This is a genomic window from Streptomyces sp. NPDC039736, assembly GCF_055596485.1.
Map to the genome: position 1 here is coordinate 54,487 of NZ_JBVIUQ010000007.1, position 15,004 is coordinate 69,490.

12 protein-coding genes are annotated in these 15,004 nt (G+C 74.4%); 5 read left to right on the top strand and 7 right to left on the bottom strand.

Going from position 1 to position 15,004, the window contains the following annotated elements; genetic code table 11:
* The first annotated feature begins 145 nt into the window (after positions 1-145).
* Positions 146-808 carry a TetR/AcrR family transcriptional regulator gene (locus tag ACZ56L_RS22250; protein WP_471065797.1) on the top strand — a complete coding sequence of 221 codons (663 nt, stop codon included), beginning with the start codon at positions 146-148 and terminating at the stop codon, positions 806-808.
* Here the strand turns inward: ACZ56L_RS22250 and ACZ56L_RS22255 are convergent.
* From ACZ56L_RS22255 to katG, 3 genes are all read right to left on the bottom strand, one after another.
* Positions 774-2,171: an NAD(P)/FAD-dependent oxidoreductase gene (locus tag ACZ56L_RS22255; protein ID WP_471065799.1), complete on the bottom strand. Its 1,398-nt coding sequence runs from the start codon at positions 2,169-2,171 to the stop codon at positions 774-776. The two genes, ACZ56L_RS22250 and ACZ56L_RS22255, sit on opposite strands and share 35 nt — an antisense overlap.
* Positions 2,172-2,325: 154 nt before the next feature.
* Entirely contained in the window at positions 2,326-3,060 is a 735-nt protein-coding gene (locus ACZ56L_RS22260) for a S1 family peptidase (RefSeq protein ID WP_345219490.1), read from the bottom strand.
* Positions 3,061-3,273: 213 nt separating this feature from the next.
* On the bottom strand, positions 3,274-5,511 hold the full coding sequence (gene katG / locus ACZ56L_RS22265; RefSeq protein WP_471065801.1) for a catalase/peroxidase HPI: 2,238 nt from the start codon (positions 5,509-5,511) through the stop codon (positions 3,274-3,276).
* Positions 5,512-5,795: 284 nt separating this feature from the next.
* Between katG and ACZ56L_RS22270 the strand changes: the two genes are divergently transcribed.
* Positions 5,796-6,206, top strand: coding sequence for a Fur family transcriptional regulator (locus ACZ56L_RS22270; protein WP_401759897.1), 411 nt, complete (start codon positions 5,796-5,798; stop codon positions 6,204-6,206).
* A 34-nt stretch (positions 6,207-6,240) separates the two neighbouring features.
* Here the strand turns inward: ACZ56L_RS22270 and ACZ56L_RS22275 are convergent, their stop codons facing one another.
* From ACZ56L_RS22275 to ACZ56L_RS22285, 3 genes are all read right to left on the bottom strand, one after another.
* Positions 6,241-6,873, bottom strand: a complete 633-nt coding sequence (locus ACZ56L_RS22275; RefSeq protein WP_345219493.1) for a maleylpyruvate isomerase family mycothiol-dependent enzyme — start codon at positions 6,871-6,873, stop codon at positions 6,241-6,243.
* Positions 6,874-6,956: 83 nt separating this feature from the next.
* On the bottom strand, positions 6,957-8,030 hold the full coding sequence (locus tag ACZ56L_RS22280) for an ABC transporter substrate-binding protein (RefSeq protein ID WP_468692472.1): 1,074 nt from the start codon (positions 8,028-8,030) through the stop codon (positions 6,957-6,959).
* A 118-nt stretch (positions 8,031-8,148) separates the two neighbouring features.
* Positions 8,149-8,721: a hypothetical protein gene (locus ACZ56L_RS22285; protein ID WP_471065803.1), complete on the bottom strand. Its 573-nt coding sequence runs from the start codon at positions 8,719-8,721 to the stop codon at positions 8,149-8,151.
* On the opposite strand from ACZ56L_RS22285, the gene ACZ56L_RS22290 reads away from it, so the two are divergent.
* The 3 genes from ACZ56L_RS22290 to ACZ56L_RS22300 all read left to right on the top strand — a co-directional run bounded on the left by ACZ56L_RS22290 (position 8,714) and on the right by ACZ56L_RS22300 (position 13,529).
* Positions 8,714-11,839: a BTAD domain-containing putative transcriptional regulator gene (locus ACZ56L_RS22290; protein ID WP_471066272.1), complete on the top strand. Its 3,126-nt coding sequence runs from the start codon at positions 8,714-8,716 to the stop codon at positions 11,837-11,839. The two genes, ACZ56L_RS22285 and ACZ56L_RS22290, sit on opposite strands and share 8 nt — an antisense overlap.
* Before the next feature lie 137 nt (positions 11,840-11,976).
* Positions 11,977-13,185 carry a serine hydrolase domain-containing protein gene (locus tag ACZ56L_RS22295; RefSeq protein ID WP_468692476.1) on the top strand — a complete coding sequence of 403 codons (1,209 nt, stop codon included), beginning with the start codon at positions 11,977-11,979 and terminating at the stop codon, positions 13,183-13,185.
* An 86-nt stretch (positions 13,186-13,271) separates the two neighbouring features.
* Positions 13,272-13,529: a hypothetical protein gene (locus tag ACZ56L_RS22300; RefSeq protein ID WP_471065805.1), complete on the top strand. Its 258-nt coding sequence runs from the start codon at positions 13,272-13,274 to the stop codon at positions 13,527-13,529.
* Between the two features lie 90 nt (positions 13,530-13,619).
* Here the strand turns inward: ACZ56L_RS22300 and rho are convergent, their stop codons facing one another.
* Positions 13,620-14,759, bottom strand: coding sequence for a transcription termination factor Rho (rho, locus tag ACZ56L_RS22305; protein ID WP_401759911.1), 1,140 nt, complete (start codon positions 14,757-14,759; stop codon positions 13,620-13,622).
* Between the last annotated feature and the right edge of the window lie 245 nt (positions 14,760-15,004).

Consider the following 15,004-nt stretch of genomic DNA (forward strand, 5'->3'; position numbering starts at 1 on the left):
CGGTGGCGGGAAAGGCGGATCGTGGCGCTGGAGCTACAAGCCGCTTTGTTCGTTACAAGGTATAACTGCCTCGAACGTGAGGGGTCAATAGTTCCGTGATAGGCTCTAACGAAAATTGGGTGACCGGCGGGAAGGGCGGCGAGCCGTGGTGAAGAAGGAGGAGCGGGCGGCCGCGGAGTCCCCGCGCGAGCGCTACCGCGCCCAGGTCCGCGCGGAGATCAAGGAACACGCCTGGCAGCAGGTCGCCACGGCCGGGGCCTCAGCGCTCTCCCTCAACGCCATCGCCAAGCGGATGGGCATGAGCGGCCCCGCCCTCTACCGCTACTACGCGAGCCGCGACGACCTGATCACCGAACTGGTCAAAGAGGCCTACCGGAGCCTCGCCGACACCCTGCACGACACCGCCGCCACGGGCGCCGACCTGCGCGCCCTCGCCCACACCCTGCGCGACTGGGCGCTGGAGGACCCCCACCGGTACCTCCTCGTCTACGGCACCCCCGTCCCCGGCTACCACGCCCCCGACGACGTCACCGGCGTCTCCGACGCGATCATGAAGACACTCCTCGACGCGTGCACCGCCGCCCTCGCCGCGCGCCCGGCCGCGCCCCCCGCCCCCGGCTTCCTCGCCGGGCACCGCGAGTGGGCCGCCGGACACCCCGCACCGCCCGCGGCCCTGCGTCTCGCCCTGGCGTTCTGGACCCGGCTGCACGGCGTCCTGTCCCTGGAACTCGCCGGGCACTTCGCCGGCATGGGGTTCGACCCCGCCCTCCTGTTCACCGCGGAACTCGACGACCTCGCCCCCCGCTGACGTACCCGGCCCCCGCCCCCGCCCGGCGCCGGTGCCGGACGTTGACCACCGACGCCTTCGCGAGCGCCGCCGGGCTCAGGAACCGCGCCGGACCGATCAGCCGCGACGCGAACAGATGCATGTGCCGCGCCACCGCCGTGTCCCGCGCGGCCGCCGAGAACATCAGCCGCTCCACCGGGTTGAACGGCCGCGACGCCGCGAAGTCCGCCGCCAGGAACTGATGGCCGCGCAGCCGCCGCCCGTGGTTCCTGGCGTACACCGCCAGCGCCCGGTCCAGTTCGACCCGCCCCGCGACGGCCGGGGCGACCGCCCTGGCCAGCCACTGCGCGGACTGCAGCGCCCACCCGCACCCCACCCCCCACAGCGGATCGCCGGTCAGTGCCGCGTCGCCGACGAGCGCGAGGCCCGGAGCGGTCGGCCTGCGGCTGTGCAGCGGGTAGTCGACCGTGCCGGTGATCTTCGTGACGCGTTCGGCCGCGTCGATGTCCGGAGCGTCCGGGAGCGCGCGGACGAAGGCGAGGAAGCTGCCCTCCAGGTCCTCCCGGAAGGCGGGCAGGTGCTTCTTGTCCGGCAGCACGGTCAGCACCGTCACCCCGTCGTCGTTGGGGAACGCGTACGCCATGTCCGGTTCGAGGAACCAGGCGTGGCTGAGCCCGTCCCGCAGCACCAGGTTGCGGTAGTGCGCCAGATACCCGAACCGCCCGTTCCGGTGCTCCCGCACCGGCACCCCGGCCAGCCTCGCCACCGCCGAGTCCTTGCCGTCCGCCCCGACCACCAGCCGGGCCCGCAGCTCGCTCTCCCCGTCCGCCGCCGTCACCCGCACGCCCACGACGCGCGCCCCGGCGCCCTCCCGCAGCAGCCCCGTCACCCGGTGCCCGAGCAGCAGGTCGACCCCCGGAGTGTCCGCCGCCAGCGACCTGATCAGCGGGTCCAGCGTGCTGCGCCGGATGTTGTACCCGATCGGCAGCTCCCCGTCCGCCCCCGCGCCCCACGGCTCGATCCACCCCCACCGGGTGTGCCAGCGCGCCTTGTTGGGCACTGCCCCCGCCCGTTCCAGCACCGGTACGAGTCCCAGCTCGGTCAGCACCGGGTGGGCACAGGCCGTCAAGGAGTGCGAGCACAGGGTCTTGTACGCGGCCGGGTCCGCGTGGCGCTCCAGCAGCGCGACGCGCACCCCGCGCCGCGCGAGCAGGATCGCCGTGGCGCACCCGGCGAGGCTCGCCCCGCTGACGACGACGTCGTAGTCGCGCACGGCGCCGCCACCGGTGGCACTCATGCGTACGGCACTGCCGTCCACGGCACCCGTGCGCACGGCGCTCTCGCGTTCCGCACGGCCGCATTCCGCACTGTCGGGCGTGTTCATGCGCGGCGCTCTCCCTCGGGACGGGGCCGTACTGGGGAGTAGTACGGTGTCTCCCGCCCCTTCCCCACCAACTTCCGTGTTTACACCGGCGAGTTGGCGCCCGCCGCCGCCCGGGGGTGCGCCGCGCCGCCCGGACCGGAAGGGGCGGGACCGGCTAGCGCCGGGTGACCGAGCGGATCCAGGCGAGCTGCTGCGAGACCTCCCCGGCCTCGGCGCTCTGCTCCCGGTCGGAACCGTTGAAGACGCCGAGCAGGACCTCCTGGCCCTGCGGGGCGATGCTCATGACCGGCCCGCCGGAGTCGCCCCCGGCGGGGATGCCGGTCCCCTTCACCATGCAGAAGTCCGGGCCGCCGGGCAGGGTGTGGCCCGAGCACCGGGGGTCGTCCGGCCGGACGACCTTGAGGTCCGACTGCTTGAGCACGGGGGACTGGCAGGCGTCCTCGTCGGTGGTGCAGGTCGCGCCCCACCCGTACTGCCGGACCTTCAGGCCGGGCCGGACGGGACCGGTGGCCAGTTTCGCGGCGCGGACCCCCATCGGCGCGACCTTGACCAGCATCATGTCGGCCTTCGCGCTGCCCACCCGCTTCCCCGCCAGCGGGCGCACGGTGGCGCCCTTGCGGACGTCGAGGCTGCCGACCTTGAACGAGATCCGCTTGTCGGCGACCGGCTGCGCCTGCTCGTAGAAGCAGTGCGAGGCGGTGAGGATCCACTGGTCCGTGACGGCGGTCCCGGTGCAGGCCGGTTTTCCGTCGACGAGCATGCGTACCGCCCAGGGGCCGTACGTGCTCTTCGCGCCGCCGATGACGGCGGAGGCCGGCGCGGTCGACATCACCGAACCCGTCCCCAGCAGCAGGGCGGACAGCAGCAGGGCACGCAGGCGACGCGTCATGGTCAGCGGTTCCTCTCGTCGGTACACGGGCCGGCCCGCGGGTCTGCACGCGGGCCGTACGCAGGGTCAGAGGGGTCGGCGGGCCCGAACGGTTCCACCCGGGGGCCGCCCGGATCGCCGGACGGGGCAGCCGCGCGCCTGCGGGGGAGCACGGCAGAGGGCCCGCCGGCGCTCTTCGGCGCCGGCGGGCCCTCGTTCCCGTGACGTGGGGCCTCAGACCAGGTCGTACCGGTCCAGGTCCATGACCTTCTGCCAAGCGGCGGCGAAGTCCTTGACGAACTTCTCGTTGGCGTCGTCGCTCGCGTACACCTCGGCCACGGCCCGCAGTTCGGAGTTGGAGCCGAACACCAGGTCGGCGCGGGTGCCCGTCCACTTGACCGCGCCGCTCGCGTCGCGGGCCTCGAACTCGTCCTGCGCGACGGAGGTCGACTTCCACGCGGTGCCCATGTCCAGCAGGTTGACGAAGAAGTCGTTCGTCAGCGTGCCGACGCGCTCGGTGAGGACACCGTGCTTCGAACCGCCCTGGTTGGCGCCCAGCACCCGCAGACCGCCGACGAGCACGGTCATCTCCGGGGCGCTCAGCGTGAGCAGGTTGGCCCGGTCGAGCAGCAGGTACTCGGCGGGGAGGCGGTTGCCCTTGCCGAGGTAGTTGCGGAAGCCGTCCGCGGTGGGCTCCAGGGCCTCGAAGGACTCCACGTCCGTCTGCTCCTGGGAGGCGTCGACGCGGCCCGGCGTGAAGCCGACCTCGACGTCCACGCCGCCGTCCTTGGCGGCCTTCTCGACCGCGGCGGTGCCCGCCAGGACGATCAGGTCGGCCAGCGAGACCTGGCGGCCCCCCTGGGCGTTGAAGGACTCCCGAACGCCCTCCAGGGCGCGCAGCACCCGGGCGAGCTCGTCCGGGTTGTTGACCTCCCAGTTGCGCTGCGGCTCCAGGCGGACGCGGGCGCCGTTGGCGCCGCCGCGCTTGTCGCTGCCGCGGAACGAGGCGGCCGAGGCCCAGGCGGTGGAGACCAGCTGCGCGACCGTGAGGCCCGAGCCGAGCACCCGCTCCTTGAGCGCCGCGATGTCGGCCGCGTCCAGCAGCTCGCCCTCGCGCGCCGGCAGCGGGTCCTGCCACAGCAGCACCTCGGAGGGGACCTCCGGGCCCAGGTAGCGGGCGACGGGGCCCATGTCACGGTGCGTCAGCTTGTACCAGGCGCGGGCGAACGCGTCGGCGAACTGGTCCGGGTTCTCGTAGAAGCGGCGCGAGATCTGCTCGTACACCGGGTCGAAGCGCAGCGACAGGTCCGTCGTCAGCATCGTCGGGCGGTGCTTCTTCTCGGCGTCGTAGGCGTCCGGGATGATCTCCGGGGCGTCCTTGGCGATCCACTGGTGGGCGCCCGCCGGGCTCTTGGTGAGCTCGTACTCGAACTCGAAGAGGTTCTTGAAGAAGCCCTGGCCCCACTGGGTGGGCGTGGCGGTCCAGGTGACCTCGAGACCGGACGTGATGGTGTCCTTGCCGACGCCCGTGCCGTAGGTGTTCTTCCAGCCCAGGCCCTGCTGCTCCATCGGGGCGGCCTCGACGTCGTCGCCGACGTTGTCCGCCGGGCCCGCGCCGTGGGTCTTGCCGAAGGTGTGGCCGCCGGCGATGAGGGCGACGGTCTCCTCGTCGTTCATCGCCATCCGGCGGAAGGTCTCGCGGATGTCGCGGGCGGCGGCGAGCGGGTCCGGGTTGCCGTCGGGGCCCTCGGGGTTGACGTAGATCAGACCCATCTGAACCGCGCCGAGCGGGCTCTCCAGGTTGCGGTCGCCCGTGTAGCGGGTGTCGCCGCCGAGCCACTCCGTCTCGGGGCCCCAGTAGACGTCCTCCTCCGGCTCCCACACGTCCTCGCGGCCGCCGGCGAAGCCGAAGGTCTCGAAGCCCATGGTCTCCAGGGCGACGTTGCCGGTGAGGATCAGGAGGTCGGCCCAGGAGATGGACTGGCCGTACTTCTTCTTCACCGGCCACAGCAGCCGGCGGGCCTTGTCGAGGCTGACGTTGTCCGGCCAGCTGTTGAGCGGCGCGAACCGCTGCTGACCGGCGCCGGCGCCGCCGCGGCCGTCGCTGATGCGGTACGTGCCCGCGCTGTGCCAGGCCATCCGGATCATCAGCGGGCCGTAGTTGCCGAAGTCGGCCGGCCACCAGTCCTGGGAGTCGGTGAGCACCGCGGCGATGTCCTGCTTGACCGCGGCGAGGTCGAGCGCCGCGAAGGCCTTCGCGTAGTCGAAGTCCGCGCCCAGCGGGTTGGACACCGCGGGGTTCTTGGCGAGGATCTTCACGTTGAGGCGCTCCGGCCACCACTGCCGGTTGCCGCCGCCCTGCGTGGGGTGCGCGGCGCGTCCGTGCGCGACGGGGCAGCCGCCGGTCGCCTCGGCCGCCTCGGTCTCCTCAAGCTTCGGGTCGGTGACGATCGCGTCGTGGTTGTCAGCCATGGGGTCCTCTCCAGCTGGGCAGATCAGTGAATCTCGGCAAATCGCAGCAAATCTCATGCACTTCGATGAGCGGTGGCCGGTACGGACTGCCGTGTCCTGTCGCGTGGCCCGTGGCCCGTCGCCAAGAAGCGATCCTATGATGGACTGGGTCCAGGTCAAGAAGCGCACCTGTTCCATGTTTCGTCAAAAATATGACAACGGCTCCTGAACGCATCGCAACAGGGCGGCGCGATTCCGCGACGCGCGGCAGCGGCCGTCTCTCGACACCGACGGGGTGGTTCGTCATGAGTGACCTGCTTGAGCGCCTGCGCGGGCGCGGCTGGCGGATGACTTCGCAGCGGCGCGTCGTCGCGGAAGTGCTCGACGGCGACCACGTCCACCTCACGGCCGACGAGGTGCACGCGCTGGCGGTGGGCCGCCTGCCGGAGATCTCCAGGGCGACCGTCTACAACACGCTGGGGGAGATGGTCTCGCTCGGCGAGGTCACCGAACTCTCCACGGACGGCCGCGCCAAGCGCTACGACCCCAACGCCCACCGCCCGCACCAGCACCTGGTGTGCTCGGGCTGCGGCGTCATCCGTGACGTCCATCCGGCGGGCGACCCCCTGACGGACCTCCCGCCGGACCAGCGCTACGGCTTCACGGTCTCGGCGGCGGCGATCACGTACCGGGGGCTGTGCCCGGGGTGCTCCTGAGGACCGGCCGCCGCCCGCGCCCCCGCGGTCCGGGTCACGCGCTCCCGCAGCGCTCGCGCAGCAGGTCGACGCCCTCGCCCTCGAGTTCGTCGCAGTACGCGGTGCGGCCGGTCATCGCCATGACCAGGGCCAGGGTCGAACCCGAGACGAGCGCCCCGGAACCGGTCGTGAAGGGCCCGTCCTCCGCGACGAGCCGCAGGCCGCCCAGCCGCCCCTTGGCGAGGACGACGAGGTCGGTGCCCGCGTAGTACTCGGCGACCCGCGTGACCGTTTCGACCGGCGGCCGGTGCGCGATGCCCAGCGGGTGCCGGATGTCCTGGCCGTGCACGAGCGTCTCGCCGAGCACGGCCAGGACGGGCAGCGGCGGCTTCGTCGTGCTGCCGATCGACTGCCGGAACCGCTCCAGCGTCTCGGCGGGAGTCGCCCCGAGCTGTTCCGCCAGCCGTACGGCGACCTGCTTGTCGAAGTCGAACCGGCAGCGGATGACGCCCGCCAGCCAGCGCACGGAGTTGAGCCGCGCCGAGACGGTGAGGTGCGCGAGCACCTCACGCACCGTCAACTCCGTGCACAGGGAGCGCGTTCGCCACTGCTCGTCGGTGAGGTGCGCGAGGTCGTCGGCCAGCGCGGCGCGCTCGGAGTGGACCAGGGGCCAGTCGGTGGACTTCATCGGGGCGGGTCTCCTGTCGGGTTTCGGTGTCGAGGGGAGACTCCCGGCAGGGCGGGAAGTCATCGCTCCGCCCGCCGCTGTCTTCACCGGCCGGACCGCAGCACCCGGAAGCGGTCCGGGGCGGACGGGTCCCGGTCGGCGACCTGTACCGGGGCGTCGGCCCACTGCCACACCGTGCTGCCCGGGGTGCGGGAGAAGCGGATCGGTCCCCGGGTCCCGTCGACCGCGAGGACCGGCCAGGAGGCGGCGACGCGGGCGCGGTCGGCGCCGTGGGTGCGCAGGGCCTCGGTCAGGACGGCGATCGAGTCGTACCCCTCGAAGGCGACGAAGGACGGCGCGGAGCGCAGACGTTCCCGCAGCTCCTTCCCGACGCGGACGCCGAGGGGGCCGAGCTGCTCGGGCAGGTAGCGCAGGAAGGGGATGCCGGACCCCGACCGCCCCTCCCACCCTTCCAGTTCCGGCTGCCCGGCGGGTGCGCCGAGGAGGAGGTGCCCGAGCCGTGGGTCGCCGCGTACGGCGGAGACGAGCGGAAGTGCCGGTTCGGGGTGGCCGGCCAGCAGCAGGAGGGCGGTCACCCCGGCCGCGGCGAGCGCGTCGCACGCCGAGGCGACCGAGTGCGTCCCCATGTCGACCTCGGTGACGCCGCCGCCGTGCGGGGCGAGACAGTCACGCAGGATCCGGGTCCCGGCCGCCCAGTAGGCGCTGTCCTGCGTCGCGACGGCGATCCTCCGGTGCCCCGCCTCCCGCAGATGGTCCGCGTACACCCGCCACCCCCGCGACTGCGGCGGCGAGAGCCGCGCGACCCAGTCCGAGGGCTGTTCGGTCAGTACGTCGAGAACCGACGACGAGCACAGGTACGGCACGCGCCGGGCGTCGGCACGGGTCGCGACGGCCCGGGCCACGACGCTGTGGTACTCACCGGCCAGCGCCACCACACCCGCCGCGGCCAGCTCGTCCACGGCACGGGCGGCCCGCCGCGGATCGGCCGCGGTGTCCCGCACCAGCAGCTCGATCTCCCGCCCGTCGACACCACCGGAGTCGTTGGCGTGCCGCACCCCCAACTCCATTCCGGCGAGGAGCTGTTGCCCGGCCCCGGCCCAGCCCGGACTGCTCAGCGGAGCGAAGGCGCCCATACGGACGGGTGGTGTGCCGTTCATGTGCGTTCCTGCTTCCCGGATCGACGGGCCGACCTCTCCCCGGGCGGCCCGGCCGGTCAGCTTAGGGCGCGCCCGGCCGCCGCGGTACGGGTTTCGGGCGCCGCGAGGCTCCCCGCCCCTACCTCCGCGGCCCGGCGATTCCGTACGCCAGCAGACCGCAGGCCCCCAGGACCCCCGCCGTCCACGCGGCGACCGTCGTGTCCGGGGCGGAGAGCATCCAGGTCAGGATCCGCGTCGCTGCGTTCGGCGCGGGCGGTACGACGAAGGCCGCCGCCGGCCAGGTGAAGGCCGGAAGCCACGCGTACCGCTGCCCGCAGCACGCCGCCCCGATCCCCACCAGCCCCATCAGCCCCATCAGCCCCGCCGTGTCGCGCGCGACCAGACCCACCGACGGCCCCTGCCCGCTCAGGGCGTGCACCGCGAGCAGCGCCGCCCCGGCCGACGCCCCGCCCAGCACCAGGTGCGCGACCCGGCGCGGGAACCAGGCGAGCGCGGCCGTGCGGTCCAGCGCGAGGTCCTGGCCGCCCAGGCCGACCGAGACGGCCACCGCGCCCACGGTCAGGGCGAGCGCGGACAGCCGGGGGTCCGCCGGCCCGGCGGACCCGCCGGCGGCGGCCCCGGTCAGAGCCCGGGTGAGGGTCCACAGCGCCGCAGCCCCGGCCGGGGATACTGACCCCGTGGGAATGCGCACAGCACTGCTCGGACCGGTCCGGGTCTACGACGGCGACGGAGTTCCGGCCGCCATCGGCGGTACGAGGCCGAGAGCGCTGCTCGCCCGGCTCGCCCTCGCGGCGGGCGACACGGTCCCGGCGGCCGAGCTCATCGACGCCCTGTGGGGCGCGCACCCGCCCGCGAACGCCCTCAACTCCCTGCACGCCCTGGTCTACCGGTTGCGCAAGAACCTGCCCGAAGGGCGCCTCCTGGAGTCCGCCCCGGCGGGCTACCGGCTGGCCCTGCCCCGGGAACGCGTGGACGCCCTCCGCTTCGCCGACCTCGCCTCGCGTGCCGCCCGCGCGCTCGCCGACGCGCCGCAGGAGGCGAGCGCCCTGCTCGGCGAGGCGCTCGCGCTGTGGGAGGGGCCCGCGCTCGCCGACGTACGGGACGCGCACTTCGCGGACGCGGCCGCCGTCTGGTGGGAGAACGCGCGCGCCCAGGCGCAGGCCGACCACTGGGAGGCGGAACTGCGCCTCGGCCGGGGCGCCTCGATCCTGCCCGACCTGGAAGCGGCCTCGACGCTCGACCCCCTGCGGGAGCGCCTGGCCGCGCTGCGCGTCCGCGCCCTGTACGCGGCCGGCCGGCAGTCCGACGCGCTGGCCGTCTTCGACGACGTACGCAGGCGGCTGGCCGAGGAGCTGGGCGTCGATCCGTCCCCCGTGCTGCGGGAGGCCCACCTCGCGGTCGTGCGCGGCGAGACGGCCGATCCCCCCACCGCGCCCGACCCCGTCGCCGCCCGCCTCCCGGCCCGTCTCACGTCCTTCGTCGGACGCGAAGCCGAACTGGCCCTGCTGGACGACTTGTTGACCACCTCGCGTCTGGTGACCGCGGTCGGCCCCGGCGGCGTCGGCAAGACCCGGCTGGCGCTGGAGGCCGCGGCCGCGCACCGGTCGTACCGGCAGGGCCGTGCGTGGTTCGTCCCGTTGGCGGGTGCACGGGATCGCGCCGGCCTCCTCGACGCGGTGCTCGGCGCCCTGGGCGGCCCGCGTGGGCGGCCCGTCGTCACCGCGGACCCGCTGGACCGGGTCGCCGCCCTGCTCGGCGGCGACGAAGCCCTTCTCGTGCTCGACAACTGCGAACAACTCACCGACGCGGCGGCCGAGTTCACCCAGGGGATACTGGAACGGCGGCCCCGGCTGACCGTTCTGGCCACCAGCCGCGAACCCCTGGACGTCCTGGGCGAGTCGCTGTGCCGCCTCGCCCCGCTCCCGCTTCCGGAGCCGGCCGCCGGCCCGCGCGAGAGCGCCGCCGCCCCCGCCGTACGGCTCTTCCTCGACCGGGCGGGGGCCGCGCGGCCCGGCTTCGCCTGCGACGCGACCACCGTACGAGCCGTGGGCGACGTGGTGCGCGGGCTGGACGGGGTGCCGCTCGCCCTGGAGCTCGCGGCCGCCCGGCTGCGCTCGATGAGCGTCGAGCAGATCGCCCGGCGCCTCGACGACCGCTTCCGGCTCCTGTCGTCCGGCAACCGCGCGGGCCCGCCCCGCCAGCGCACCCTGCACGCCGTGATCGGCTGGAGCTGGGACCTGCTGGACCACCAGGAGCGTCTCCTCATGCGGCGGCTGGCCGTCTTCCCCGCCTCCGCCGGGGCGGCCGCCGTCGAAGCGGTCTGCGCGGACGACGACGCCCTGCCCGCCGCCGACGTGCCCTACGTCCTGGGCGCGCTGGTCGACAAGTCCCTCGTGGAACGGACCGGGGACCGCTGGCGCATGCTGGCGAGCGTACGGGCGTACGCCGCCGAGCAGCTCGACGCGGCGGGGGAGCGGGCCGCCGCCGAGACCCGCCTCGTCCGGCACTTCGCCGAACTCGCCGCCCGGCACGAGCCGTTGCTGCGCTCCGCCGGGCAGGAGGCGTCGTACGGGCTCTTCACCGTCGAGTACGACAACCTGGTGCACGCCCTGCGCACGGCCGTCGGCCGCCGGGACGCGGACGCCGCCGCCCGCCTCCTGAGCCCCCTCTCCTGGTACTGGCACGCGCTGCGCTGGGACGCCCGCGCCGACGCGCTCGTGGCCTCGGTGTGCGCGCTGGGCGAGGCGCTGCCGCCGGACGCCCGGGCGGCGTTCACCGCGCTCCGCGTGCTGACCGGCTCCGACGCCCCCGACGCGGACCGCGTACGGGCGGTCGTCGAGGACTGCGCGCGCACCGGCGCCCTGGAACGCTGCCCCACGGCCCTGCTGCCGACGCTCTCCGCGGCCCACCTGCTCGGCCTCGACGCGCTCGTCACCCGCCTGACCCGCGACATCCGCGAGCGCGGCGACCACTGGGCCACCGGCTGCACCCACCTCGCCGAAGCCCTCGCGCACCACGAGAACGGCGACTGGACCGCCCTGGCCGGGGCGACGGCGAGCGCTCTGCGCGCCTTCGAGGCCTCGGGCGACCGCCTCTGCACGGCCATGGCGCTGGCGGGCACGGCACGGGTGCACTCCGTCCGGGGCGAGCACGACGCCGCGATCGCCGCGTACGGGCGGGGACTGGCCCTCGCACCCCAGGACGCGGTGTCGTACCGGCTGGGCCTGGCGGCCGAACGGATGCGCGGCGGCGATCCGGCGGGGGCCCGGCACGATCTCGACGCGGCCGACCGGGCGGCCCGGCAGCGCGGCGACGCCCTGCTACGGGTCGGCGTCCTGGCCTGCCGGTCCGAACTGCACCGCCGCTCGGGGGAGCCGGCGGCCGCCGAAGCGGAACTGGGCCGTCTGGAGGCGCTCGCGGCGGCCTCCTCCCTCCCCGCGGAGGAGGTCGCGCACTGGGTCGCGCCGGTACGCATGGCCAACCTCCTGGCCGCGGGCGACGCGGTACGGGCCCGGGAGGCGCTGCCCGGCGCGGTCCGGGCCGCCTTCGCGCACCGGAACACGGCCCTCGCCGCCCAGCAGGTGGCCGCCCTGCTGCTGGCGGAGGGGGACGCGCCGGGCGCGGCGGCCGCGCTCGGCACGAGCCGGGCGATCAGGGGCGCGTTCGACGACGGCGACCCGGAGCTGCGCGGGCTCGCGGCCGCACTCGTACGGCGTCTGGGCGAGGACGCGTACGCGACGGCGTTCGCCGAAGGCGCGGCCGTGCCGCGGGCCCGGGCGCTCGACCGGCTGCGGGAGGCCGCCCGCTGACAGTGCGGGCCCGCCGCTGTCAGAGAACGCTCAGAGCGCTGTCATCGCGGGCCGCGAGGCTCTTCCCCGTACCGAGAAACAGGCGGACGACCGCTCCGGAAAGGGAGCCGGGAGGCCGCCCCGGAGAAGGGAATGCCATGACGCACCCCACGCACCCCACGCACCCCGCAACCCCCGACGACACCCCGGACGCCCGCCGCGCGAAGGTCCAGGAAGTGCTGGACTGGGCGGTGGCCGAGGTGGGCGTGCCCGGCGTCGTCGCCGAGGTCGGCGACGCGGACGGGCACTGGTTCGGCACGGCCGGCGTGGCCGACCTGGAGGCCGGGACGGCACGTCAGCGGGGCGAGCACCTGCACGTCGGCAGCGCCGGCAAGGCCTTCACGGCGGCCACGGTCCTGGCGCTGGAGGCGGAGGGCAGGCTGAGCATCGAGGACCCGGTGGAGAAGTGGCTGCCCGGCGTCCTGAGCGTCGCCGCCAACGGCTACGACGGCAACCGGATCACCCTGCGGCACCTCCTCAGCAACACCGGTGGCCTCTTCATCACCGGTCTCGCCCCGGAGATCTCCCACCGGTACGCCACCCGCGGCGCGCTCGCCGAGCACCGCTTCGACCTGTGGACCACGCGGGAACTCCTCGAACTCACCGTTTCCCAGCCCCCGTTGGCGGAGCCCGGCGAGGTCTTCGCGTACTCCAACGGCGGCTTCTACCTGGCCGGCGCGGTCATCGAGGCGGTCACCGGCAACAGCTACGCCGAGGAGGTGGCGCGGACCGTCGCCGCACCGCTGGGCCTCACCCACACGTTCGTACGGCCCGCGGGCGACACCCTGTACCCGGAGCCGTATCCGCGCGCGTACTCCGGGCTGTTCCTGAAGGACGGCGTGAACCCCGAGGACGTCACGGCCGAGAACTGGCGGTCGATGTTCGAGGAGCCGGGGCTGCCGCCGCTCGACACGACCGAGTACAACAGCTCGTGGGCGTGGGCGGCAGGCAACGTCGTCTCCACCGCCTCGGACATGCTCCAGGTGATCCGGGCGTTCGCCGCCGGCACCCTGCTGCCCGAGGCGCAGCACCGGGCGATGTGGACCACGGTCTCCACCGAGGGCGCCCACTGGATGCCGCACTCCCGCTACGGCCTCGGCGTGTTCGAGCTGGACCCGGCGGTCACGGGCGGGCTGACGCTGCGCGGGATGGGCGGCAGCATGCAGGGCTCGCACATCGTGTGCGTCGGCACGCCGGACGGCGAGCGGACGATCACCCTGCACACCAACACGGAGTTCAAGACCTGGGAGGTCATGTTCCGGGCGGTCGAGGCGGCGTTCGGGACGCCGAGGGTGTCCGGGCTGTAGGAACGCCCGACCGGGGGCGTGGCTCGTTCCCGCCCCTTCGGGATCGCTCCGTTCCGCGGTGGGTGGCGGATCGCTAGGATTCCGCCATGGCGACAACTCAGCTGAACGCGCGCGTGCCCGAGGAGCTGGCCGCGCGGGTGCGCGCCTCCGCCTCCCGGGCCGGGATGGACCTCGGTGACTACGTCGCCGCGGTCCTGGAGGCGGACCAGGCCGCCGCGTCGGGCGGCCCGGAGCTCCGGGCGGCACGGGCCCGGATGCACGCGGCGGCGGCGTACCGGATGTGGCTGGCGGACGGGCGGCCGGAGCGGGACGCGATGAGCCTGGACGAGGTCTTCGGCGACTGAGGCGCGAGGCACGAGGTATGAGGCGCGAGGCGCGGGGGCGGACCGCGGGCCCGGTGGCGTCGGGCGGGCGCGGGGCTGGCCGGGCGGGGTTCAGCCGGCCGGCAGGGTGGCGTGCACCTGACGGAGGAAGGACGCGTTGTCCGGTGTGTGGCGGAGCTTGGTGAGGACGGTCTCCAGGAGGGAGTGCCCCTCGCGGGACTGCAGGGCGCGGCGCAGGCCCCGCACGGCCGCCAACTCGGCGGGCGGCAACAGGAGTTCCTCGCGGCGCGTGCCGGAGGGCGTGATGTCCACGGCCGGGAAGACGCGCCGGTCGGCGAGCGAACGGTCCAGCCGCAGCTCCATGTTGCCGGTGCCCTTCAGCTCCTCGAAGTAGTAGTCGTCGGCGCGGGAGCCGGTGTCGACCAGGGCGGTGGCCAGGATGGTCAGCGAGCCCGCCTCCTCGGTCAGCCGGGCCGCGCCGAACAGCCGCTTGGGGCCCTGGAGGGCGGCGGCGTCGACGCCGCCGCTGAGGGTACGGCCGCCGGACGCGGCCGCGTTGTTGTGCGCCCGGCACAGCCGGGTCAGGGAGTCCAGCAGGATCACGACGTCACGGCCGGTCTCGACCAGGCGCTTGGCACGCTCCACGGCCAGTTCGGCGAGCGCGATGTGCTCCTTGGGGGGCCGGTCGAAGGTGGAGGAGTACACCTCGCCGCGCACACCGCGCCGCATGTCGGTGACCTCCTCGGGACGTTCGTCGAGCAGCACCACCATGAGGTGGGCCTCGGGGTGGTTGGCGGCGACGGACGCGGCCAACTGCTGGAGCAGTACGGTCTTCCCGGTCTTCGGCGGCGCGACGATCAGCCCGCGCTGGCCCTTGCCCACGGGGGCGACCAGGTCGACGACCCGTGGACCGAGGGCGCCGGGCGCGCCCTCCAGGTGCAGGCGTTCGCGCGGGTGCAGGGGGGTGAGGTCGCGGAAGTGGGGGCGGCGGCGGGCGGCGTCCGCCGGTTCGCCGTTGACGAGGTCGACCTCGGCGAGGGTGCGGGGCCTGCCGCAGGCGCCGGTCACCGCGTCGCCCTTGCGCAGGCCGAACCGGCGGACGAGGGCGGCGGGGACCTGGACGTCGTGCGGGGCGGCTTCGAGGTTCGCCCCGCGCAGGAAGCCGTTGCCGCCGGCCGCCAGGTCGAGGACGCCCGCGGCCCGGACGGCCGGGGGCGGGGTGGTGCGGGGGGTTTCGAGTGTGCTGGTCATGGGGGTTCGGTCCTTTCGCGGACGCGGAAGTGCGGAAGTGCGGAGGTGAGCTGGGGAGGCCCGGTGAGATCGCGGCTGGTCGGCGCACAGGTCCATGGGTGGACGGCGCGGACGCCCCGGGCGGGAAACGGCAGGGGAACAAGGCCCTGCGAGGGAGAAACAGATGCACGAGGCCCCGGAGAAGGGGTCCGCATGGGGGCCAGGACGTACGAAGAACGTCCGGCGACGAGATGAGCACCGCCGCC